General features: G+C 65.0%; 15 protein-coding genes and 2 pseudogenes. 7 read left to right on the top strand and 10 right to left on the bottom strand.

The genetic code is table 11. From position 1 onward, the window contains the following. Positions 1-151 precede the first annotated feature (151 nt). Together LRC39_RS19135 and LRC39_RS19130 are read right to left on the bottom strand one after the other, a co-directional pair. On the bottom strand, positions 152-2,164 hold the full coding sequence (locus LRC39_RS19135; protein WP_346295295.1) for a carbohydrate porin: 2,013 nt from the start codon (positions 2,162-2,164) through the stop codon (positions 152-154). A 188-nt stretch (positions 2,165-2,352) separates the two neighbouring features. After that, positions 2,353-3,398, bottom strand: a pseudogene (locus LRC39_RS19130) (transporter). Between the two features lie 277 nt (positions 3,399-3,675). On the opposite strand from LRC39_RS19130, the gene LRC39_RS19125 reads away from it, so the two are divergent. Further along, on the top strand, positions 3,676-4,176 hold the full coding sequence (locus tag LRC39_RS19125) for a ferritin-like domain-containing protein (protein ID WP_107345470.1): 501 nt from the start codon (positions 3,676-3,678) through the stop codon (positions 4,174-4,176). A gap of 93 nt (positions 4,177-4,269) precedes the next feature. Here the strand turns inward: LRC39_RS19125 and LRC39_RS19120 are convergent, their stop codons facing one another. The 8 genes and pseudogenes from LRC39_RS19120 to LRC39_RS19085 all read right to left on the bottom strand — a co-directional run bounded on the left by LRC39_RS19120 (position 4,270) and on the right by LRC39_RS19085 (position 13,011). Then, positions 4,270-5,499 carry an ABC transporter substrate-binding protein gene (locus LRC39_RS19120; protein ID WP_107356489.1) on the bottom strand — a complete coding sequence of 410 codons (1,230 nt, stop codon included), beginning with the start codon at positions 5,497-5,499 and terminating at the stop codon, positions 4,270-4,272. Positions 5,500-5,843: 344 nt separating this feature from the next. Further along, positions 5,844-7,079, bottom strand: a complete 1,236-nt coding sequence (locus tag LRC39_RS19115) for an ABC transporter substrate-binding protein (RefSeq protein WP_107356488.1) — start codon at positions 7,077-7,079, stop codon at positions 5,844-5,846. 179 nt (positions 7,080-7,258) lie between these two features. After that, a complete protein-coding gene (locus LRC39_RS19110) occupies positions 7,259-8,491 on the bottom strand; it encodes an ABC transporter substrate-binding protein (protein WP_346295294.1) in 1,233 nt (410 codons plus the stop codon). A 202-nt stretch (positions 8,492-8,693) separates the two neighbouring features. After that, positions 8,694-9,713 (bottom strand): branched-chain amino acid ABC transporter permease, encoded by a 1,020-nt coding sequence (locus LRC39_RS19105; protein ID WP_346295293.1) that lies wholly within the window; start codon positions 9,711-9,713, stop codon positions 8,694-8,696. A gap of 2 nt (positions 9,714-9,715) precedes the next feature. Next, entirely contained in the window at positions 9,716-10,594 is an 879-nt protein-coding gene (locus LRC39_RS19100) for a branched-chain amino acid ABC transporter permease (RefSeq protein ID WP_011159259.1), read from the bottom strand. 10 nt (positions 10,595-10,604) lie between these two features. Next, positions 10,605-11,318: an ABC transporter ATP-binding protein gene (locus LRC39_RS19095; protein WP_012497117.1), complete on the bottom strand. Its 714-nt coding sequence runs from the start codon at positions 11,316-11,318 to the stop codon at positions 10,605-10,607. Beyond that, a complete protein-coding gene (locus LRC39_RS19090) occupies positions 11,315-12,115 on the bottom strand; it encodes an ABC transporter ATP-binding protein (RefSeq protein WP_107356485.1) in 801 nt (266 codons plus the stop codon). The genes LRC39_RS19095 and LRC39_RS19090 overlap by 4 nt, the downstream gene beginning before the upstream one ends. 30 nt (positions 12,116-12,145) lie before the next feature. Next, a pseudogene (locus LRC39_RS19085) lies at positions 12,146-13,011 on the bottom strand (IclR family transcriptional regulator). 132 nt (positions 13,012-13,143) lie between these two features. Here LRC39_RS19085 and LRC39_RS19080 point away from each other — a divergent pair. The 6 genes from LRC39_RS19080 to LRC39_RS19055 all read left to right on the top strand — a co-directional run bounded on the left by LRC39_RS19080 (position 13,144) and on the right by LRC39_RS19055 (position 21,945). Further along, the gene (locus LRC39_RS19080) at positions 13,144-15,243 is read left to right on the top strand and encodes a 3-hydroxyacyl-CoA dehydrogenase NAD-binding domain-containing protein (RefSeq protein WP_264053032.1); all 2,100 of its coding nucleotides are present in this window, start codon (positions 13,144-13,146) and stop codon (positions 15,241-15,243) included. A gap of 178 nt (positions 15,244-15,421) precedes the next feature. Next, positions 15,422-17,080 carry a dicarboxylate--CoA ligase PimA gene (gene pimA / locus LRC39_RS19075; protein WP_346295292.1) on the top strand — a complete coding sequence of 553 codons (1,659 nt, stop codon included), beginning with the start codon at positions 15,422-15,424 and terminating at the stop codon, positions 17,078-17,080. 31 nt (positions 17,081-17,111) lie between these two features. Next, entirely contained in the window at positions 17,112-18,299 is a 1,188-nt protein-coding gene (locus LRC39_RS19070) for an acetyl-CoA C-acyltransferase (RefSeq protein WP_107356482.1), read from the top strand. Between the two features lie 162 nt (positions 18,300-18,461). Further along, on the top strand, positions 18,462-19,652 hold the full coding sequence (pimC, locus tag LRC39_RS19065; RefSeq protein WP_011159252.1) for a pimeloyl-CoA dehydrogenase large subunit: 1,191 nt from the start codon (positions 18,462-18,464) through the stop codon (positions 19,650-19,652). 168 nt (positions 19,653-19,820) lie between these two features. Next, positions 19,821-20,963 (top strand): pimeloyl-CoA dehydrogenase small subunit, encoded by a 1,143-nt coding sequence (pimD, locus tag LRC39_RS19060; protein ID WP_346295291.1) that lies wholly within the window; start codon positions 19,821-19,823, stop codon positions 20,961-20,963. Between the two features lie 208 nt (positions 20,964-21,171). After that, a complete protein-coding gene (locus tag LRC39_RS19055; protein ID WP_346295290.1) occupies positions 21,172-21,945 on the top strand; it encodes an SDR family NAD(P)-dependent oxidoreductase in 774 nt (257 codons plus the stop codon). The last annotated feature ends 72 nt before the right edge of the window (positions 21,946-22,017 follow it).

Below are 22,017 nucleotides of genomic sequence, written 5' to 3'. Positions count from 1 at the left end.
ATGACGCGGAGAGAACGTTCGTGGATCTTCGTGCAAAGCCTCCGTCATGCCCGGCCTTGTGCCGGGCATCCACGTCTTTGCGAGACATGACCGCATGAAAGACGTGGATGGCCGGGACGAGCCCGGCCATGACGGAATCTCATCCCTGTAGCTAGAACTGCGTGCGCAGCCGCGTGGCGATCAGGTGGACTGGGCCGCGGTCGCGGTTGAACGCCGGGTTGGCGACGAACTGATAGTCCGCGGTCAGCCGCCACGAATACACCGGCAGGCTGTAGTAGGCTTCGAACACCTTCTCGTCGCCCGGATTGGGCAGACGGCCGTCGCCGATGATCGCGGTCAGGCCGCCGGCGTCGAGATATGCGATCCGCGACGCCGAGATGTGGTTGAGCAGGCCGCCGATGCCGATGGTGTCCTCGGCGCGGCCCCACATCCGTCCCGACAGCGACAGGCCGGCCGACACCGTGCGGTCGGAATCGGTAAAGGCGTTGGTCTCGAGGTTCGGGCTGCTGAAGCCGGCGCGCGCGAACATGCCGATGTCGGCGGTGAGCTGCTGCTCCAGGCTGGCGGACAGGCCGGTCTTGGAGGTGTAGCGGCGCACGTCGGCGATGCTCGGCGTGGTGCCGGTCGCCTGCGCGGCACGGACCGCATCGGTGAAGTTGCCGAGCCGGGCGCGGTTGAGGAAGCCGGTGACCAGCACCTTGCCGGCAAGGCCCCACAGTTCGTGGCGATGTTCGAGTTCGCCGATCAGCTGGAACTGGCCGAAGCTGGAATCGAGGTCGGTGCTGTTCGGCGTCTGCGGCAGATCGAACACACCGCCGCGCACCGTCCAGGCGCCGGTGTACCACTCGACCGCGGTGCCGTAGGTGAACGCCCAGGCATCGGCCGCGTAGTCGAAGGTCAGCGCGTCGGCGAGGCCCCAGTTGAGGAAGTCGACGCGCGGGTCATGGGCGTATTTGTTGACGTCGAAGATGTCACCGACCGAGAACTTGCCGGCGGTGATCACGATCCGCTCGGCGGATTGCTTGCCGGCGAACTGGTTCGGCCCGCCCTGCACGGTCTCGACCGCGCCGCCGAGATCAAGCGTCTGGCGGACGAAATAGCGCGGCACCCGCGCATACGGATAGTTGGCGCCGACCTTGTAGGACTCTGCGCTCGGGAACGACGCGATGCCGAAGGTGCCGCTGAGGCCGAAGCCCTGATTGATCTCCGGATTGACCCAGAATTCGGCGCCGTCCCACAGCTTGGCGCCGATATAGAGCGTGGCGTCGAAGGTCTCGCGCGCCTGGTTCGGGGCGAGGCTGTTGGTGCCGCTATACGGCGAGCGGAAGCCCGGCGCGTATTGCCAGGTGAAGGTGCTCTGGCCATGCACCGCGAAGCGCTCCAGCTCCAGCGCATCGATGCCCTTGGTGAACACGTCGGACTTGGTCAGGTCCTCGCCGAGCCGATAGTTCAGGCCGAGCCGGACCGCATGGGTCAGCACGTCGGACGACACGCTCTGGCCGGCGATCGGGAAGCTGACGGTGCCGGAGCCGAACCCGGTCGCCAGATATTCGGCGCGTGCGCTCCAGGCCGGCGACAGCGGCACATCGACGCCGGCGCCGGCGGCCCAGCCGAGCCGCCACAGCAGCGCTGTTTCCTGCTGCGCGAGCGCGGGATCTGGCGGCCAGCGTAGCCGGTCGTAGCTCCAGGCAAAGCCGGCGGTGACGTAAGGCAGCCAGCCGCCAAACGCGTAGCCGACCCGGCCGCGCACGGTGCCGCCAAGCAGCGCCTGATGATCGTGGCCGCCGACCGTGCCCGACGGCAGGGTGTTGCCGGTATTGCCGCCGAGGGTGTTGGGCGAATTGAGGTCGGCCTCGATGCCGATCAGCCAGCGCGACGGCAACATCCAGTTGTAGCCGGCCTGCAGCCCGATCACGTAGCTGCCAGTGCCTTTGAACAGCTGAAAGGCGTCGAACAGATCGATCGAGCCGCTGCCGCCGGCGGGGGTGGAGCTCCAGTTGGAGTGACCGGCCACCGCGCTGAAATGCGCGCCGATATAGAACCCGCTCCAGTCGAACACCGCGCGCGGGGCCTCCGGCGCCTTGCGTGCAAGATCGGCCGCGCCGGCGGGCGCGGCGCAGACCGTGGCGGCAGCGAGGATCGGAAAGAGCAGAGTGTTTCGCACGCGCTGGATCGTCCTGGTATTCGATGCTGCGTCCCGTATCACAGCGATCGGCGGGGCGCGGCCACCGATCGGCCACGCCCACAGATTTCACAATGGCGTAGCCGCCGGGCCACAACGGGGACCGGGGCAGGCCGGTGGGGTGCCGCAACGGGCGGCTGGGGTCGGAACGGCGGGCACACGGGATTGGGTTACCTGATGAGGCCGAAACGCTTCATCACCACATAGGCGACGATCGACGACAGCAGCATGATCACCAGCGCCCAGCCGAAACCGCCGCCGTCCTCGGCAAACGGCAGGCCGTGCAGGTTCATGCCGAACATGCCGGTGACCAGGGTCGGCGGCAGCAGCAGCGCGGTCAGCACCGACAGCACCCGCAGGCTGTTGTTGCCCTGCTCCTCGATCTGCAGGTGCAGCTCTTCCTGCAGCAGCCGGCTGCGCTCGCGCATCTCGACTACCGAATGGTCCAGCCCGTCGAGCCGCTGCGCCAGCTTGCCGGCGCAGGGCCGCAGCCGCGGTGCCAGTTCGGCGCCGTCACGGTCGAACCGGTGCAGCAGCACCCGCAGGCCCGACAGATGCCGGTGCAGCCGGACGCAGCTTCGGCGCAGCCGGCCGAGGCCCTGGCGCAGCTCGTCGGTGTCGTCGGTGAGCAGTTTTTCCTCGAGCTGGTCGAGCGCCTGCACCATGTCGTCGGCGATCGCTTCGATCGCCTCGGCGACATTATGGACGATCAGGTCGAACAGGCCGGCGCAGCTCTCCACCCGGTGGCCGCTTTCCAGCGCCCGCCGGGCGGCGTCGACCGCGCCGAGCGGCTGATGGCGGCCGGTGATCACCAGATGCTCGGTCATCACGAAGCGCAGCAGCCGATGTCCTCGGTGATTTCGTCGATGTCGCGCCCGAGGTCGGCGATCGCGCCGTACACGCAGCCGTCGAGGCTGTGGATCTGCTGATATACGTCGGTGGCTTGCAGCAGCGTCTTGGCCGGCGGCGGCAATGCGGTGCCGCCAATCCACTGCAGCGCGCGGCTGTCGGTGAGATCGAGGTGCAGCCAGGTCCAGCCGTCATGCAGTTCAGGCGCAAAGGTGCCGTCCGGTCCGCTATGCGCGGCGCCGTCGGGGCCGATCCGGAACGCCCAGATCAGGCCCGGCACCGGCGGACGCGCAGCTTCGCCGCCGGCGGCTTCCACCCCGGGGATGCTGAAGCGGATGTCACCTGCGAGCGGCAGCACGGTGGGCATCGGAACGCGATCAGACCGAACGCAGCGCGACGCTGCGCCGGGCCAGCACGGTGGCGACGCGAGATCTGGCGACGCAAGCTGTGGCGACCGAAGAGGTGGGGTGGCTGTCGCGGATCATTCTCGTCACTCTGTACGAACGAATGACGATTTTGCCTCGGCGATTTGACGATGGGATGACAGTGCCGCGCCGGCAGCGATTACCAGGAACAATCCTCGGAAGGTCGCGTTGGGCGGGTGGACTGACAGCGCCACACCCATTCACGACGGAGTTCACAGTATGGCCGCCACCAAAGACAAGGACCTCAACGACCTGTTCCTCGACACCTTGAAGGACATCTATTTCGCCGAGAAGCAGATCCTGAAGGCGCTGCCGAAGATGGCCAAGGCCGCCACCTCGGACAAGCTGCGCGCCGCGTTCGAGAAGCATCTCGCCGAGACCGAAGGCCAGATCGAGCGGCTGGAGCAGGTGTTCGAACTGCTCGAGAAGCCGGCCCGCGGCAAGACCTGCGATGCCATTCTCGGCATCCTCGACGAGGGCAAGGAGATCATGGACGAGTACAAGGGCACCGAGGCACTCGATGCCGGCCTGCTCGCGGCCGCGCAGGCGGTCGAGCACTACGAGATCTCCCGCTACGGCACGCTGAAGACCTGGGCCGGCCTGCTCGGCATGAAGGACGCGGTCAAGCTGATCGACCAGACGCTGCAGCAGGAGAAGACCACCGACATGACCCTCTCCAAGCTGGCCGAGAGCGAAGTCAATTATGAGGCCGCCGCGTAAGCGGCCGCGTCTCGCAGGCTATCGGCGGATCGGAATGACGAAGCCCCGGGCATTGCTGCCCGGGGCTTTTGCGTGATGGTTCGTCCGGGAGGCTCAGCCGCCGACGTCGGCGCTGATGACGTCGCCGAACAGCTCCCACTTCTCGCCCTTGAAGCGCATCAGTTGCAGCTGGCTGACGGGCGCGAAGTCGGTCGCCGAGGTGTTGATCTTGATCCCCGGCAGCAGCACTTCGGTGCGATAGTCCTTCAGGCTGGCGGCCTGCTTCATGACGTTCTCGCGGGTGAGATTGTCGCCGCACTTCTTCAGCACTTCGACCAGCGTCTGCGCCACGCCGTAGCCGACCACGGTGCCGCCATCGAGCTTGTTGCCCTCCGGGAACTCCTTGTCCATGAAGGCGAGGAACTCCTTCATGCCGGCGTCGTCCTTCCACTGGTCGTCGGAGACGTCTTTCAGATAGGCCGCCGAGATCACGCCCTGGGCGTTCTCATAGCCTGCCGGCTTGATCACGCTGCCGACCGAAGCCGAGACGTTGTTGAGGAAGTGCGTCGGCTTCCAGCCGACTTCGGCCAGCTTCTTGATCGCCTGGGCGGCGAATTTCGGCGTGGTGATGTTGATGAAGACGTCGGCGCCGGTGGATTTCAGCTTGACGATGTGGTTGTCGATCGTCGGCTCGGAGACCTCATAGCTCTCCTTCATCACGATCATCGACTGGCCCTTGGCGCCGAGACCATCTTCGAAGCCCTTCAGATAGTCCTTGCCGTAGTCGTCGTTCTGATACAGCACGGCGATCTTGGCGTTCGGCATCTCCTTCAGAATGTATTTGGCATAGATCTGGGTCTCGCTCTGGTAGTTCGGCTGCCAGCCCATCGTCCACGGATAATTCTTCGGGTCGTTCCACTTGCTGGCGCCGGTGGCGACGAACAGCTGCGGGACTTTCTTGCTGTTCATGTATTTGTGGATCGCCGAATTCGGCGGCGTGCCGAGCGAGTTGAAGATCAGCAGAACTTCGTCGCTCTCGACCAGCTTGCGTGCCTGTTCCACCGTCTTCGGTGGCGAATAGGCGTCGTCATAGCTGATGAAGTTGATCTTGCGCCCGTTGATGCCGCCCTTGTCGTTGATCATCTTGAAATAGGCGGCCTCGGTGCGTCCGATCACGCCATAGGCGGAAGCGGGGCCGCTGTAGGGCATGATGTTGCCGATCTTGATTTCGGTATCGCTTGCGCCCGGATCGTATTTCTTTTGCGCGAGCGCGCCGTTCGAGGCTGCGAAACTGAGGAGAACTGCCGCGGAAAGCGCAGCCGCGTGCGAACGGAGTGAAGGCATTTCTGACTCCCTTTTCTTGGATGTGTGATTGTGGTGTCGGGTGCGGGCTCTTGGTGGCCCTTCCGGCAAACATTCAACACCTTCCCGAATGGGCCAGCAAGCATCGTCGATAGCTATGTCGTCGCACTACGTATTGTTGCGATGCGAAGTAACCGAAAGCGCACTAATAGGTCAGTAGAACTACCAGATTATCGATCCGGTTTGGCATTGATGCGCTGCACCCGCTCGCGCGGGTTGTGCGGAGCGGCCCAATCGTTGTGTGCCGCGTCGCCTCGGCGCAAAGAAAATCCCCCGGCAATCGCTTGCCGGGGGACGAGTGGGAATCAGGCCGTAATCGGGGGCGATCAGTTGGTCGGCGCGTCCGCCGAGATGATGTCGCCGAACAGCTCCCACTTGTCGCCCTTGAACCGCATCATCTGCAGCTGGCTGATCGGAGCGAAGTCGGTCGGCGAGGTGTTGATCTTGACGCCCGGCAGCAACGTGTCCGGCTCGAAGTTCTTCAGGCTGGCGGCCTGCTTCATCAGGTTTTCGCGGGTCAGGTTGTCGCCGCACATCTCGATCACCTTGTGCAGCGTCTGGGCGGCGCCATAGCCGTACACCAGATTGCCGTCGGCCTTGTTGGCGCCCGGCATGTATTTGTCGACGAAGGCGTGCCACTTCTTGAAGCTCGGATCGTTGTCCCACTGCGGGTCGGTCGGATCCTTGGCGTAGTTGGCCGACAACACGCCCTGGGCGTTGTCGAAGCCGGCGGGCTGCATCACGCTGCCGACCGATGCCGACACGTTGGTGAGGATCTGCATCGGCTTCCAGCCGAGCTCGGCGGTCTTGCGGATGGTCTGCGCGCCGAACTTCGGCGTGGTGTAGATCAGCAGCACGTCGGGATTGAGCGACTTCAGCTTGACGATGTGGCTGTCGATGGTCGGCTCGGAGATTTCATAGGCTTCCTCGGCGATGATCATCGAGGCGCCTTTCTCGCCGAAGCCGTCCTTGGTGCCCTTCAGGTAGTCTTTGCCGAAATCGTCGTTCTGATAGAGGATTGCCACCTTGGCGTTAGGCTTCTCCTTCATGATGTACTTGACGTAGATCTGCGCCTCGCTCTGGTACGACGGCTGCCAGCCGATCGTCCACGGGAACGCCTTCGGATCGTTCCACTTGCTGGCGCCGGTGGCGACGAACAGTTGCGGCACCTTCTTGGCGTTGAGATACTTCTGGATCGCGGTGTTCGACGGGGTGCCGAGCGGGTTGAACACCGCCAGCACTTCATCGCCCTCGACCAGCTTGCGCACCTGCTCGACCGCCTTCGGAGGCGAGTAGGCGTCGTCGTAGCTGATGAAGTTGATCTTGCGGCCGTTGATGCCGCCCTGTTCGTTGATCATCCGGAAGTAGGCTTCCTCGGTCTTGCCGATGGTGCCGTAGGCCGACGCCGGGCCCGAATAGGGCATGATGTTGCCGATCTTGATCTCGGTATCGGACGCGCCGGTGTCGTATTTCTTCTGGGCGAAAGCGGTGCCGGTGAATGCGGCAAAACTGACGGCGACGGCTGCCGAGGCGGCAAGCGCGCGCGAACGGAAGGTGGGCATCAATACAGGCTCCTTGGGATTTTCGATTCTTCTTGTGTGGACGTCGAGGTCCGGAGCCGATTGAACACGCTTCTCGCGCATGCAGCAACCAAAAGCGGAATTACAACCGCACTGCGGCAGGCAGCCAAATGCCGCAGGGCGATAAATCGGCAGGCTGTGGGAGAGCGCGATGGCGCAGCTTAGTTGCGAAGTTCGCCGCCGATCACCGGGCCGAACAGGTCCCAATGATCCCCGGAGAACCGCATCATCCGGAGCTGCTCGATCGGATGGAAGTCGTCCGCCGCGGTGTTCACCGTGATGCCCGGCAGCAGGGTGTCGGGTGCGTAGCCCTGCAGGCTGGCGGCCTGCTTCATGATGTTGGCACGGCTGAGATCGTCGCCGGCGCGGCGCAGCACTTCGACGAGGCACTGCGCCGCGCCATAGCCGTAGGCCACCGAATTGTCGCCGCGGTCGACGTCCGGTGCATAGGCGTCGAGGAAGGCGTGGAACCGCTTCATGGCCGGATCGTCGCGCCACTGCGGATCGGCCGCGTCCTTGTTGTAGGCGGCCGACACCAGCCCCTGGGCGGCGTCGAGGCCGGCGGGCCGGATCACCGCGGCGATCGAGGCGGACACCAGCGCCTGCACATACAGCGGATGCCACTCCAGCGTGGCGGCGGCGCGGATGCTCTGGGCAGCGAATTTCGGCGTGGTGATCGACACGAACACGTCGGCGCCCGAGGCCTTCATCCGCGCCACATGGTTGTCGACTGACGGCTCGGTGACCTCGTAGCTCTCTTCCGCTGCGATCATCGAGGCGGCCCGCTCGCCGAGCCCGTCCTTGAGTCCCTTGAGCAGATCGCGGCCGAGATCGTCGTTCTGGTACAGCACCGCGATCCGTGCGGTCGGCTTGGTGGCGAGGATGTACTTGGCATAGACGCGGCCTTCGGTCTGGTACGGCGGCTGCCAGCCCATCGTCCAGGGAAATGCCTTGGGATCGCCGAACCGGGTGGCGCCGCTGGCGGCGAATAATTGCGGCACCTGCTTGAGGTTCAGATACTTCTGGATTGCGGCGTTGGACGGCGTGCCCATTGCGCTGAACACCATCAGCACCTCGTCGCGCTCGACCAGCTTGCGCACCTGCTCGACCGCCTTGGCGGGATTGTAGCCGTCGTCATACGAGATGAACTCGATCTGCCGGCCGTTGATGCCGCCCTGATCGTTGATCATCTTGAAATAGGCCTGCTCGATCCGACCGACGATCGAATAGGCAGATGCCGGGCCCGAATACGGCATCAGATTGCCGATGCGGATGGTGGCGGCACCTGTCGCCGCAGGGCTCTCGGCGCCGGCCGGAGAGGTGAGGGCGAGAACGGCGGCGGACAGCGCCAGCAGCGCGCCTCGGCGCGCACGGCAAAAGCTCAAGGACGACATGGCTCGATCGGATCATGGGCGCGCGCAGGCCGCGGCGCGCTTCGTTGCCATCCTGCATACGCCCGCCATGCCCTTCGGGACACCCCCCGATCGGGCAACAGCCCCGCTGACGGTGCAGGGTCCGCAACGGACCAGAGAGCAGCAAAGAAAAAGCCCCTCGCGAACGGGTCGCGAGGGGCTGGCAGTGGTCGGTGCGGGCGGGTTATGCCCGCCGGCCGAGTTTGTGCACCCAGTTCTGCACCGTGTAGGCGATCTGCCGCGAGCCGTGCGGCAGCAGGAAGATGATCAGCACGAGGATCACGCCGAACACCGCGCCGGACAGGCCCTTGGAGAAGCCTTCCGCGATGTTCGGCACGAACACGATGAACGCCGCACCGACGATCGAGCCCGGCAGCCAGCCGACGCCGCCGACCACCATGCCGAGGAACAGCGCGATCGCGAGCTGGATGGTGTAGCTGTCCGGCGCGACGAACTGCACCGCGATGGCGCCGAGGCCGCCGGCGACGCCGGTGATGCCGGCGCTGATGCCGAACGCCAGCGTCTTGTAGCGCGCCACGTCCACGCCCATCGCCGAAGCCGCGATTTCGTTGTCGCGGATCGCCATCATGGCCCGGCCGGAGCGCGACTTCAGCAGGTTGACCGAGGCGACGTAGATCGCCATCGAGACCACCAGCACGAAGTAGTACAGCCACATGTCCTGAGACATCGGCAGGCCGAACGGCGCGTCGGGCTTGGTGATGACCAGGCCCTGGACGCCGCCGGTCCAGTGCTCGAAGTAGTGCAGCTTGAGCAGCTGCGGCATCGCGGTGGCGAGCGCGAAGGTCGCGAGCGCCAGATAGATGCCGCTCAATCGCAGCGCCGGCAGGCCGAACAGATAGCCGCAGATGAAGCAGATCGCGCCGGAGATCGGCAGCGTCAACGCGTAGTTGACGCCGAAATTCTCCATCAGGATCGCCGAGGTGTAGGCGCCGACCGCGTAGAACGCGCTCTGGCCGAGCGAGAACTGGCCGGAGCCACCGGTCAGGATGTTCAGCGCCAGCACCGCGATGGCGTAGATCAGAACCATCGTCATCTGGAAGATGATGAAGTTCTTGGCGACCAGCGGGGCGAGACACAGCAGCACCACCACCACGACGGAGGCGGTGTTGCCGAGCGCCATGTACTTCTTCGGCGTGGTCTCGACCGGTTGGGTATCGTTGACGATTTCCTGGAGTGCGCTCATGTTCAGACTCGCTTGACGATGGTGCGGCCGAACAGGCCAGTGGGTTTCACGACGAGCACGGTGACGATCAGCGCCAGGGCGATCGGCAGTTTGAGTTCGTTGCCGACACCCGGGATGTAGGTGCCCGCGAGGTTCTCGAACACGCCGACCAGGAAGCCGCCGACCACTGCGCCGAACGGACTGGACAGACCGCCGAGCACCGCTGCGGCAAACCCGTAGATCAGCACGCCGCCCATCATATTGGGCTCGAGGAACACCACCGGAGCGATCAGCATGCCGGCGATCGAACCGATCGCAGCCGCCATGCCCCAGCCGAGGGCGATCATCCACGAGGTGTTGATGCCGACCAGCCGCGCCGATTCAGGCTGCGACGCCGCTGCCCGCATCGCCAGACCGATCCTGGTGTACTGGAAGAACAGGAACAGCAGGATCAGCAGCACGATGGTGACGCCGATCATCCCGGCCTGGTGGGTCGAGATCAGCTGGCTGCCGAGGAACGGCGAGGAGCCGAACGGCGACGGGAACTGCTTGATGGTGAAGTCCCAGGTCAGGCCCGCGACCGAGTTGATGATCGCGAACAGGGCGATGAAGCCTGCGACGTGGGTCAGCACCGGGGCGTTGCCGAGCGGCTTGAAAAGCGCCCGCTCGATGATCACGCCGCCCGCGAACGAGAACGCCAGCGTCAGCACGAACGCGCCCCAATACGGCACGCCCCACTGCATCAGCTGCCAGGCGACGAAGGTCGAAAACATCGCCATTTCGCCCTGGGCGAAGTTGAGGTGGTCGATCGCCTGGTAGATCATCACCACGGCGAGCGCCATACAGGCATAGATCGCACCGGTGGCGATGCCAGCCAGGATTTGGTTCAGAAACAGATCCATGGCCGTCTCCTCAGTAGCCCAGATAAGATTTGCGGACGTCTTCGTTGCTGGCGATCTCCGCCGCATTGCCAGACATCACGATCCGCCCGGTCTCGATCACATACGCCTTGTCGGCGAGTTCGAGCGCGAGCTGGGCGTTCTGTTCGACCACCAGAATGGTGACCTTGTCCTCGCGGTTGATCTTGCCGAGGATCTTGAACAGATCCCGCACGATCAGCGGCGCGAGGCCGAACGAGGGCTCGTCCAGCAGCATCAGCCGCGGCCGCAGCATCAGCGCGCGGGCGACCGCGAGCATTTGCTGCTCACCGCCGGACAACGTGCCGGCCTGCTGGGTGTGGCGCTGCTTGAGCACCGGGAAGTGCGCGTACATCCGCTCGATGTCCGAGGCGATCGCCTTGGTATCCTTGCGGGTCATCGCGCCGAGCTGCAGGTTCTCCTCCACGGTCATCGTGGTGAAGGTGCCGCGGCCCTGAGGCACATGGGCGATGCCGAGCTTGACGATGGATTCCGTCGAGCTTCGGTTGATCGCCTTGCCCTCGAACTCGATCGTGCCGGTCGAGCGCACCATGTTGCAGATCGCCCGCAGCGTGGTGGTCTTGCCCGCGCCGTTGGCGCCGAGCAGGGTGGTGAGGCTGCCTTCGTGCAGGTCGAATTCGAGCCCGTGCAGCGCTTGGACCTGGCCGTAATAGGCGCGCAGGTCGCGAACGTTGAGCATCGCGGTCATTGTTCGTCTTTGCTCCCCAGATAGGCCTTGATCACATCCGGGTCGTTCTGCACCTGGGTCGGCGTCCCCTCTGCGAGCTTGCGTCCGAAATTGAGCGCGACCACGTAGTCGGCTGTGGACATCACCATGCCCATGTGGTGTTCGACCAGCAGCACGGTGATGCCGCGGTCGTCGCGAATGCGGCGGATCAGGTCGCCGAGGATGTAGACTTCCTCGTGATTGAGACCGCCGGCCGGTTCGTCGAGCAGCAGGATCTTGGGTTCTGCGGCGAGCGCACGTGCCAGCTCGACGCGCTTCTGGGTGCCGAACGGCAGGCCCGACACCGTGGTGTGGCCGACGCTGCGCAGATCGAGATAGCCGAGGATATCATCGACCTTCTTGTTCAGCGCCTTCTCGGTGCTGCGGATCCACGGCATGCGCAGCGAATCCGAAACGATGTCGCTGCTCGTGCGGCAATGCGCGCCGACGCGCACGTTGTCGATCACCGACATGTTCGGGAACAGCGCGACGTTCTGGAACGTGCGGCCGATGCCGATCTCCGCGATGCGGTGCGGCGGCCGCGTCAGAATGCTCTCGCCTTCGAGCAGGATGTCGCCTTTGCTCGGCTGATAAAGCCGCGACAGGCAGTTGAACAACGTGGTCTTGCCGGCGCCGTTCGGGCCGATCAGTCCGAGGATCTGGCCCTTTTGCATGTTAAAAGAAATGCCGTTCAGGGCGACGATGCCACCGAACACGACGCTGACGTCGCGCACCGCGAGAAGCGGCGACGCGGAAGAAGAAGACTGAGCCTGCATCATTTGCAGTGGCCCGGTCGAGGCAGCGTTTTGCTACCTGATCCCCTCGACGACACGCGCAACTTTCCCTCCTTTTGTTCTTTTGTTATCGGATTTTCTTGGTTGCGGCGCAGCTACTCCCCGAGCGCCGCTTCGATTTTCCTTACCATCGCGACAAGGCGAGGTCCAATGTCGTTGATCAGCCGCTCTTCCGTGAAACGGAAAGCCGGCGCGCCACAGTTGAACGCATAGGGGCCGGTACCATCGTTGAGTGTGAGTGCAACGCCCGCGGCGTGCACGTCGTCCTGCCACTCGCCGACCGAGATCGCAAAGCCGTGCTTGGCGACCATCTCCTCGGAGCGTTCGATGCCTTCTTTGATGCGCGGCCAGCGGCTGCCGTAGTATTCGCGCATTTCCTTCATTAAAACCGCGCGTTCTTCGCTTTGCAGCGCACACAAGTAAGCGCGGCCCATCGCGGTGGTGGCGATCGGGATTCGCGAGCCGACGTCGAGTTGCACGCCGACGGTGAGGCTCGATCGCGCCTGGCCGACATAGATCATGCTGATCCGGTCGCGCGCGCCGACCGCGACTGCGCCGCCGGTCTGCTGCATCAATTCGTCGCGGTAAGGCTGTGACAAATGCCGGACGCCGAGATTGGCGAGCGCCGCATAACCGAGCGACATCGCGGCCGGTGCGAGTTGATACTTTTCGAAGCGCGGAACCTGCGTGAGATAGCCGAGCTTGGTGAGGGTGTAGGTCAGCCGAGAAATCGTCGGCTTGGGCAATTTGGTGCGCGCCGCCAATTCCTGGTTGCCGAGCAGCCCGTCATTGGGGCCGAATGCGCGAAGCACTTCCAGGCCGCGGGACAGAGCCACCACGAAACTGCGGTCGGTTGCGGGTTTCTTCGGTGGACGCTTCATCCCTGCACGGCTTTTGGTTTTATGGACGTCGTTGACAATCGACGCTCTTCAAAATAACCCTCGCTGTCAAGATGTGGAATTAATTTTCGCAGTGCGAAACAAACTAAGAAACGCAAACCCAAGGAGAACGGCATGAGCGAAGTAGTCACACGCGCAACGCAGGATCAGGTCGCGATCGTCACGGTCGACAGTCCGCCGGTCAATGCGCTCAGTGCGGCTGTTCGCCGCGGCATTCTGGAAAACGTCAACGCCGCCGTTGCCGATCCCGCCGTGCAGGCGATCGTGCTGGTGTGCGCGGGCCGCACCTTCATCGCCGGCGCCGACATCACCGAATTCGGCAAGCCGGCGCAGCCGCCGGCGCTCAACGACGTCATCGCCGCGCTGGAGAATTCGCCGAAGCCGACGATCGCTGCGATCCACGGCACCGCGCTCGGCGGCGGTCTCGAAGTCGCGCTCGGCTGCCATTTCCGCGTCGCCGTCAAGGAAGCCAAGCTCGGTCTGCCGGAAGTCAAGCTCGGCCTGCTGCCGGGCGCCGGCGGTACGCAGCGCCTGCCGCGCGCGGTCGGTCCGGAGCTCGCCGTGCAGATGATCGTCGGCGGTAGCCCGATCGGCGCCGCTGAAGCGCTCAAGCATGGCCTGGTCGAAGAGATCGTCGAGAATCTGGTCGCGGGCGCGGTGGCGTTCGCCAAGAAGGTGCTGGCCGAGAAGCGCCCGCTGCGCCGGCTGCGCGACGATGATTCCAAGCTCGCGGCCGCCAAGGCCGATCGCTCGATCTTCACCAATGCGGTCGCGGCGATGACCAAGAAGGCGCGCGGCCTCGAAGCGCCGTTCGCCTGCGCCGACGCGATCGGCGCCGCGATCGATCTGCCGTTCGAAGAGGGGCTGAAGAAGGAGCGCGAGGGCTTCATGAAGCTCGTCGTGTCCGATCAGTCGAAGGCGCAGCGCTACGCGTTCTTCGCCGAGCGTGAAGCCGCCAAGGTCGACGGCGTGCCGGACGGCACCAAGCCGCGCCCGGTGTCGCGCGTCGCGATCATCGGTGCCGGCACCATGGGCGGCGGCATCGCGATGTCGTTCGCCAATGCCGGCATTCCGGTGACGCTGATCGAGACCGGCGAGGAGCAGCTCAAGCGCGGCATGGGCATCATGCAGAAGAACTACGAGGCCACCGCAGCGCGCGGCGGCATCCCGGCGGACGCGCCCGCCAAGCGGATGGGCCTGATCACCGGTGTGGTCGGCCTGGAGAACGTCAAGGATGCCGACCTGATCATCGAGGCGGTGTTCGAAACCATGGCGGTGAAGAAGGAAGTGTTCACCGCGATTGATGCCCACGCCAAGCCGGGCGCGGTGCTGGCGTCGAACACCTCGTATCTGTCGATCGATGAGATCGCCGCCACCACCAAGCGTCCGCAGGACGTGCTCGGCATGCACTTCTTCTCGCCGGCCAACGTGATGAAGCTGTGCGAAATCGTGCGCGGCGCCAAGACCGCGCCGGACGCGCTGCTGACCGCGGTGTCGATCGCCAAGAAGATCGCCAAGGTGCCGGTCGTGGTCGGGGTCTGTGACGGCTTCGTCGGCAACCGCATGCTCGCAGCCCGCTCCAAGCAGTCCGAAAAGCTGCTGTTCGAAGGCGCACTGCCGCAGCAGGTCGACGCCGTCGTCACCAAGTTCGGCATGCCGATGGGCCCGTTCGCGATGGGCGATCTTGCCGGCCTCGACATCGGCTGGCGCTCGCGCAAGGACCGCGGCATCAAGTCGGAGATCGCCGACGCGCTGTGCGAAGCCGGCCGCTTCGGCCAGAAGACCGGCAAGGGCTACTACAAGTACGAAGCCGGCTCGCGCGCCCCGATGCCCGATCCGGAAGTCGAGACGCTGATCAACGACACGCTCGCCAAGCTCGGCCTGAAGCGCCGCGACATCACCGACGAGGAGATCCTCGAGCGGATGGTGTACCCGATGATCAACGAGGGCGCCCGCATCCTCGAAGAGAAGATCGCGGCGCGTCCGAGCGATATCGACGTGGTCTGGCTGTACGGCTACGGCTGGCCGATCTATCGCGGCGGCCCGATGCACTACGCCGACAGCGTCGGCCTCAAGCACATCGCCGAGCGGCTGTCGGCCTACGCCAAGGCCACCAACGATCCGTCGCTGGAGCCCGCGCCGCTGCTCGCCCGCCTCGCTGCCGAAGGCAAGACCTTCGCCTCGCTGACGCAGCCGTCCAAGGCTGCGGCGTGATCGCTCCTCTCCCTCTCCCGCTTGCGGGAGAGGGCCGGGGGGAGGGCGACGCGGGCATAGTGCCCGGGGACCCCACCCCCGACCCCTCCCCGCAAGGGGGAGGGGAGAAATGACGTAATGCAATTCCTGCCAGAGACGAAGAGCCGTTAATTCACCCCCAAATCGCGAAGTGGCCCGCATGTCCCATCCCGGTGAGCAGTACTATCCGCCTGGCGTTCGCTGGGATGCGCCAATCGCGAGGGGGACGTTGCCGGATCTGCTGGCGCGGGCCGCGAAGGACTATGCGTCGCGGCCGGCGCTGGAGTTTCGTGATCGGCAGATCACCTACACCAAGCTCGAAGCGATGGCCGAGACCGCGGCGGCCGCGCTGCTCGCAGCAGGCTATGGCCGCGACTCCTCGGTCGCGCTGTATATCGGCAACACTCCGGACCATCCGATCAATTTCTTCGGCGCGCTGAAGGCCGGCGCCCGCGTGGTGCATCTGTCGCCGCTCGATGGCGAGCGGGCGCTGTCGCATAAGCTCAGCGACTCCGGCGCACGCGTACTGATCACCACCGATTCCGCCGCACTGCTGCCGATGGCCGAGAGGTTTCTCGCCAAGGGGCTGCTCGACCGCCTGATCGTATGCAGCGATGCGAGCTGGGGCGAGTCGGCCACGCCGCTGGCGCCGGTGCCCAGCGATCCGCGGGTGATTACTTACGCCGATTTCATCAAGGGCGCCTCCAAGCCCATGGCCTGGCCGGCGATTGTGCCTGACGACATCGCGCTGCTGCAATACACCGGCGGCACCACCGGCCTGCCGAAGGGCGCGATGCTCACCCATTCCAACCTGACCTCGGCGGTGTCGATCTACGACGTCTGGGGTCTGGTGCGCGCCAATAGCGGCGGCATTCATCGCGTGATCTGCGTGCTGCCGCTGTTCCACATCTACGCGCTCACCGTGATCCTGCTGCGTTGCCTGAAGCAGGGCGATTTGATCTCGCTGCATCAGCGGTTCGACGTCGCCGCGGTGTTCCGCGACATCGAGGAGAAGCGCGCCACCGTGTTCCCGGGCGTGCCGACAATGTGGATCGCGCTCGCCAACGATCCGTCGCTGGAGAAGCGCGATCTGTCGTCGCTGACGATGGCCGGCTCCGGCGGCGCGCCGCTGCCGGTCGAGGTCGCGCGGCTGTTCGAGCGCAAGACCAATCTGAAGCTGAAGAGCGGCTGGGGCATGACCGAGACCTGCTCGCCCGGTACCGGCCATCCGCCGGAAGGGCCGGACAAGCCGGGCTCGATCGGCCTGATGCTGCCGGGCATCGAACTCGATGTCGTCGCGCTCGATGATCCGAAGCGCGTGCTGCCGCCGGGCGAAGTCGGCGAGCTCCGCGTCCGCGGCCCGAATGTCACCAAGGGCTATTGGAACCGGCCGGAGGAGTCCGCTCACAGTTTCGTCGGCGACCGTTTTCTCACCGGCGACATCGGCTATATGGACCAGGATGGCTACTTCTTCCTGGTCGACCGCAAGAAGGACATGATCATCTCCGGCGGCTTCAACGTCTATCCGCAGATGATCGAGCAGGCGATCTACGAACACCCCGCGGTCCAGGAAGTGATCGTGATCGGCGTGCCGGACGATTACCGCGGCGAGGCGGCAAAAGCCTTCGTCAAGCTGCGCGACGGGGCGCAGCCGTTCAGCATCGACGAGCTGCGCGCCTTCCTCACCGGCAAGCTCGGCAAGCATGAATTGCCGACCGCCGTGGAGTTTCTCGACGAACTGCCGCGCACCACGGTGGGCAAACTGTCCCGCCACGAATTGCGCAGCCAGCAGACCACCACCAAGACGCAGACCAAGTAATTCGTAACAGCAACCCCGCAGGAGCCTGCATATGACCGAGGCCGTTATCGTTTCAACCGCGCGCACGCCGATCGGCAAGGCGTATCGCGGCGCCCTCAACGCCACCGAGGGCGCCACGCTGCTCGGCCACGCCATCGAGCACGCGGTGAAGCGCGCCGGCATCGACCCGAAGGAGGTCGAGGACGTGGTGATGGGCGCGGCGCTGCAGCAGGGCGCCACCGGCGGCAACATCGCCCGCAAGGCGCTGCTCCGCGCCGGCCTGCCGGTGACCACTGCCGGCACCACCATCGACCGTCAGTGCGCCTCCGGCCTGCAGGCGATTGCGCTGGCCGCGCGTTCGGTGATCTTCGACGGCGTCGAGATCGCGGTCGGCGGCGGCGGCGAGTCGATTTCGCTGGTGCAGAACGACAAGATGAACAGCTTCCACGCCGTCGATCCGGCGCTCGAGGCGATGAAGGGCGACGTCTACATGGCGATGCTCGACACCGCCGAAACCGTGGCGAAGCGCTACGGCATCTCGCGCGAGCGCCAGGACGAGTATTCGTTGGAGAGCCAGCGCCGCACCGCGGCGGCGCAGCAGGGCGGCAAATTCAACGACGAGATCGCGCCGATCTCGACCAAGATGGGCGTCGTCGACAAGGCCACCGGCGCGGTGTCGTTCAAGGACATCACCCTGTCGCAGGACGAAGGTCCGCGGCCGGATACCTCCGCCGAAGGCCTTGCCGGTCTGAAGGCCGTGCGTGGCGAAGGCTTCACCATCACCGCCGGCAATGCCAGCCAGCTGTCGGACGGCGCCTCGGCCACGGTGATCATGAGCGACAAGACCGCGGCTGCGAAGGGCCTCAAGCCGCTCGGCATCTTCCGCGGTATGGTCTCCTACGGCTGTGAGCCGGACGAGATGGGCATCGGCCCGGTGTTCGCGGTGCCGCGCCTGCTGAAGCGCCACGGCCTCAGCGTCGACGACATCGGCCTGTGGGAGCTGAACGAAGCGTTCGCGGTGCAGGTGCTGTATTGCCGCGACAAGCTCGGCATCGATCCGGAGAAGCTGAATGTCAACGGCGGCGCGATCTCGGTCGGCCATCCCTACGGCATGTCGGGCGCGCGCCTGGCCGGTCACGCGCTGATTGAAGGCCGCCGCCGCAAGGTGAAGTATGCAGTGGTGACGATGTGCGTCGGCGGCGGCATGGGCTCCGCCGGCTTGTTCGAGATCGTGCAGTAAGCCTCACGGGAGTCATTCCGGGGCGCAAGCGCAGCTTGCGAACCCGGAATCCCCATGTTGCAGCGGCACCACTCAACAGCTCGAGATTCCGGATTCGCGCTTCGCGCGCCCCGGAATGACGAATGATAGTTTCGTAGACGAATTCGACCCAAGGAGGATCCGATGGATCTGAATTTCAGCAAAGAAGAGATCGCGTTCCGCGACGAGGTGCGGCAGTTCTTCAAGGACAATGTGCCGGCCAAGACGCGGCAGAAACTGATCGAAGGCCGCCACAACACCAAGGAAGAAATGGTCGAGTGGTACCGCATCCTCAACAAGAAGGGCTGGGCGGTGACGCACTGGCCGAAGGAATACGGCGGCACCGGCTGGAGCAGCGTGCAGCACTACATCTTCAATGAGGAGCTGCAGGCCGCGCCCGCGCCGCAGCCGCTCGCCTTCGGCGTCTCGATGGTCGGCCCGGTGATCTACACCTTCGGCAGCGAGGAGCAGAAGAAGCGCTTCCTGCCGCGCATCGCCAATGTCGATGATTGGTGGTGCCAGGGCTTCTCCGAGCCCGGCTCGGGCTCCGACCTCGCGTCGCTGAAGACCAAGGCGGAGAAGAAGGGCGACAAGTGGATCATCAACGGCCAGAAGACCTGGACCACGCTGGCGCAGCACGCCGACTGGATCTTCTGCCTGTGCCGCACCGATCCGGCCGCCAAGAAGCAGGAAGGCATCTCCTTCATCCTGGTCGACATGAAGACCAAGGGCATCACCGTCCGTCCGATCCAGACCATCGACGGCGGCCACGAAGTCAACGAAGTGTTCTTCGATGACGTCGAAGTGCCGCTGGAGAACCTGGTCGGCCAAGAGAACAAGGGCTGGGACTACGCCAAGTTCCTGCTCGGCAACGAGCGCACCGGTATCGCCCGCGTCGGCATGTCGAAGGAGCGCATCCGCCGCATCAAGCAGCTCGCCGCGCAGGTCGAGTCCGGCGGCAAGCCGGTGATCGAGGACCCCAAGTTCCGCGACAAGCTGGCCGCGGTCGAGATCGAGCTGAAGGCGCTCGAGCTCACCCAGCTCCGCGTCGTCGCCGATGAAGGCAAGCACGGCAAGGGCAAGCCGAACCCGGCTTCGTCGGTGCTGAAGATCAAGGGCTCCGAGATCCAGCAGGCGACCACCGAGCTGTTGATGGAAGTCATCGGCCCGTTCGCCGCGCCCTACGACGTCCATGGCGACGACGATTCGAACGAGACGATGGATTGGACCGCCCAGATCGCCCCCGGTTACTTCAACAACCGCAAGGTCTCGATCTACGGCGGCTCCAACGAGATCCAGCGCAACATCATCTGCAAGGCGGTGCTCGGGCTGTAAGGCCCCGCAGCTGTCATTCCGGGGCGCTCACGAAGTGAGCGAGCCCGGAATCCATAACCCCTGCCGGGAGTATGGATTCCGGGCCTGCGCCCAAGAGGGCGCATCCCGGAATGACGAAAGTTGCGCGTTTCGCTCAGGATTACTTTCGGACTTCAAGGAAGCATCACGATGGATTTTGATTTGTCGGAGGAGCAGCGCCTCCTCAAGGAAAGCGTCGAAGGCCTGCTGAAGGGCTCTTACGATTTCGACAGCCGCAAGAAGTACGCCAAGGAAAAGGGCGGCTGGAGCCGCGCGGTGTGGGGCAAGTTCGCCGAGCAGGGCCTGCTCGGCCTGCCGTTCGCCGAGGAAGACGGCGGCTTCGGCGCCGGCGCGGTCGAGACCATGATCGTCATGGAAGCGCTCGGCCACGCGCTGGTGCTCGAACCCTATCTGCCGACCGTGGTGATCGGTGGCGGCTTCCTGCGCCGCGCCGGTTCGGCCGCACAGAAGGCGGCGCATCTGCCTGGCATCATCGACGGCTCCAAGACCTTCGCGTTCGCCCAGCTCGAAAAGAACTCGCGCTGGGATCTCGGCGACGTCTCCACCACCGCCAAGAAGAGTGGCGACGGCTGGGTGATCGACGGCGAGAAATTCGTGGTGCTGAACGGCGAAGCCGCCGACACCCTGATCGTCACCGCCCGCACCAAGGGCGGCCAGCGTGACCGCGCCGGCGTCGGCGTGTTCGTGGTGCCGGCCGATGCCAAGGGCATCACCCGCAAGGGCTATCCGACCCAGGACGGGCTGCACGCCGCGGACATTACCTTCACCGGCGTCCAGGTCGGCGCCGATGCGGCGATCGGCGATCCGGAGAACGCGCTGGGGCTGATCGAGGCGGTGGTCGACGATGCCCGCACCGCGCTGTGCGCCGAAGCGGTCGGCCTGATGGATGAATCGCTCACCACCACGGTCGAGTACATCAAGACCCGCAAGCAGTTCGGCGTGCCGATCGGCTCTTTCCAGGTGCTGCAGCATCGCGCCGCCGACATGTTCGTCGCCACCGAGCAGGCGCGCTCGATGGCGATGTTCGCCACCATGGCGGCCGAGTTCGACGACGCCAAGGAACGCGCCGGCGCGATCGCGGCCGCGAAGGTGCAGATCGGCAAGTCCGGCAAGTTCGTCGGCCAGCAGTCGATCCAGCTCCACGGCGGCATCGGCATGACCATGGAAGCCAAGATCGGCCACTACTTCAAGCGGCTGACCATGATCGAGCAGACCTTCGGCGACACCGATCACCACCTCGCCCGCGTCAGCGCCGGCGGCGGGCTGATCTGATCTCTCCACGAGTCATTCCGGGGCGCTCACGACAGTGAGCGAACCCGGAATCTCGGCCTTACTTTCGTCATTCCGGGGCGCGCGCAGCGCGAGCCCGGAATCCATAATCACCGCAGGGAGTATGGATTCCGGGCCTGCGCTGCTACGCAGCGCATCCCGGAATGACGCGGCGAGGTAGTGCAATAACAATAACCCAAGGAGCCTCGCCATGACCATCAATCCGTTCGATCTCACCGGCAAGGTCGCCGTCGTCACCGGTTCGTCGCGCGGCATTGGGCGGGCCTCCGCTGAGCTGCTGGCCAAGCTCGGCGCCAAGGTGGTGATCTCGAGCCGCAAGGCCGACGCCTGCGAGGAAGTTGCTGAAGGTATCCGCAAGGAGGGCGGTGATGCGCATGTCATCGCCTGCAACATCTCGCGCAAGGCCGAGGTCGAGGGGCTGATCGACGGCGCCACCGCCAAATACGGCAAGGTCGATATCCTGGTCTGCAACGCCGCGGTCAACCCATATTACGGCCCGCTGCTCGATATCGCCGACGAGGCGTTCGACAAGATCATGGCGTCGAACGTCAAGAGCAACATCTGGCTGTGCGCCCGCGCGATTCCGCAGATGGCGGAGCGCGGCAGCGGATCGGTGGTGATCATCTCGTCGATCGGCGGCCTGCGCGGCTCCACCGTGATCGGCGCCTACGGCATTTCGAAAGCCGCCGACTTCGCGCTGTGCCGGAGCCTCGCCGGTGAATGGGGCCCGAAGGGCGTCCGCGTCAACGCGATCGCGCCGGGCCTGGTCAAGACCGACTTCGCCCGCGCGCTGTGGGAAGACGAAGCCAACCTGAAGCGCCGCACCGCCGGAACGCCGCTGCGCCGGATCGGCGAGCCGCACGAAATCGCCGGCGCCGTCGCATATCTGGGCTCGGACGCCTCGACCTTCATGACCGGCCAGACCATCGTGATCGACGGCGGCGTGACGACCGCGTCGGTGTAGGCCTCTCCATCGTCATTCCGGGGCGCTCACGAAGTGAGCGAGCCCGGAATCTCTCTTCGTTGGAGACAACCT

It is taken from the genome of Rhodopseudomonas sp. P1, from assembly GCF_039642825.1.
GTDB lineage: Bacteria > Pseudomonadota > Alphaproteobacteria > Rhizobiales > Xanthobacteraceae > Rhodopseudomonas > Rhodopseudomonas palustris_H.
This window is presented reverse-complemented; position numbering and strand designations above follow the sequence as displayed.

Coding starts and splice junctions, on each gene's coding strand:
- pimA (WP_346295292.1), top strand. CDS start 15,422: ATGTCCCATCCCGGTGAGCAGTACTATCCGCCTGGCGTTCGCTGGGAT.
- LRC39_RS19125 (WP_107345470.1), top strand. CDS start 3,676: ATGGCCGCCACCAAAGACAAGGACCTCAACGACCTGTTCCTCGACACC.
- LRC39_RS19095 (WP_012497117.1), bottom strand. CDS start 11,318: ATGACCGCGATGCTCAACGTTCGCGACCTGCGCGCCTATTACGGCCAG.
- LRC39_RS19070 (WP_107356482.1), top strand. CDS start 17,112: ATGACCGAGGCCGTTATCGTTTCAACCGCGCGCACGCCGATCGGCAAG.
- LRC39_RS19105 (WP_346295293.1), bottom strand. CDS start 9,713: ATGAGCGCACTCCAGGAAATCGTCAACGATACCCAACCGGTCGAGACC.
- pimC (WP_011159252.1), top strand. CDS start 18,462: ATGGATCTGAATTTCAGCAAAGAAGAGATCGCGTTCCGCGACGAGGTG.
- LRC39_RS19115 (WP_107356488.1), bottom strand. CDS start 7,079: ATGCCCACCTTCCGTTCGCGCGCGCTTGCCGCCTCGGCAGCCGTCGCC.
- LRC39_RS19090 (WP_107356485.1), bottom strand. CDS start 12,115: ATGATGCAGGCTCAGTCTTCTTCTTCCGCGTCGCCGCTTCTCGCGGTG.
- LRC39_RS19055 (WP_346295290.1), top strand. CDS start 21,172: ATGACCATCAATCCGTTCGATCTCACCGGCAAGGTCGCCGTCGTCACC.
- LRC39_RS19110 (WP_346295294.1), bottom strand. CDS start 8,491: ATGTCGTCCTTGAGCTTTTGCCGTGCGCGCCGAGGCGCGCTGCTGGCG.
- LRC39_RS19100 (WP_011159259.1), bottom strand. CDS start 10,594: ATGGATCTGTTTCTGAACCAAATCCTGGCTGGCATCGCCACCGGTGCG.
- LRC39_RS19120 (WP_107356489.1), bottom strand. CDS start 5,499: ATGCCTTCACTCCGTTCGCACGCGGCTGCGCTTTCCGCGGCAGTTCTC.
- pimD (WP_346295291.1), top strand. CDS start 19,821: ATGGATTTTGATTTGTCGGAGGAGCAGCGCCTCCTCAAGGAAAGCGTC.
- LRC39_RS19080 (WP_264053032.1), top strand. CDS start 13,144: ATGAGCGAAGTAGTCACACGCGCAACGCAGGATCAGGTCGCGATCGTC.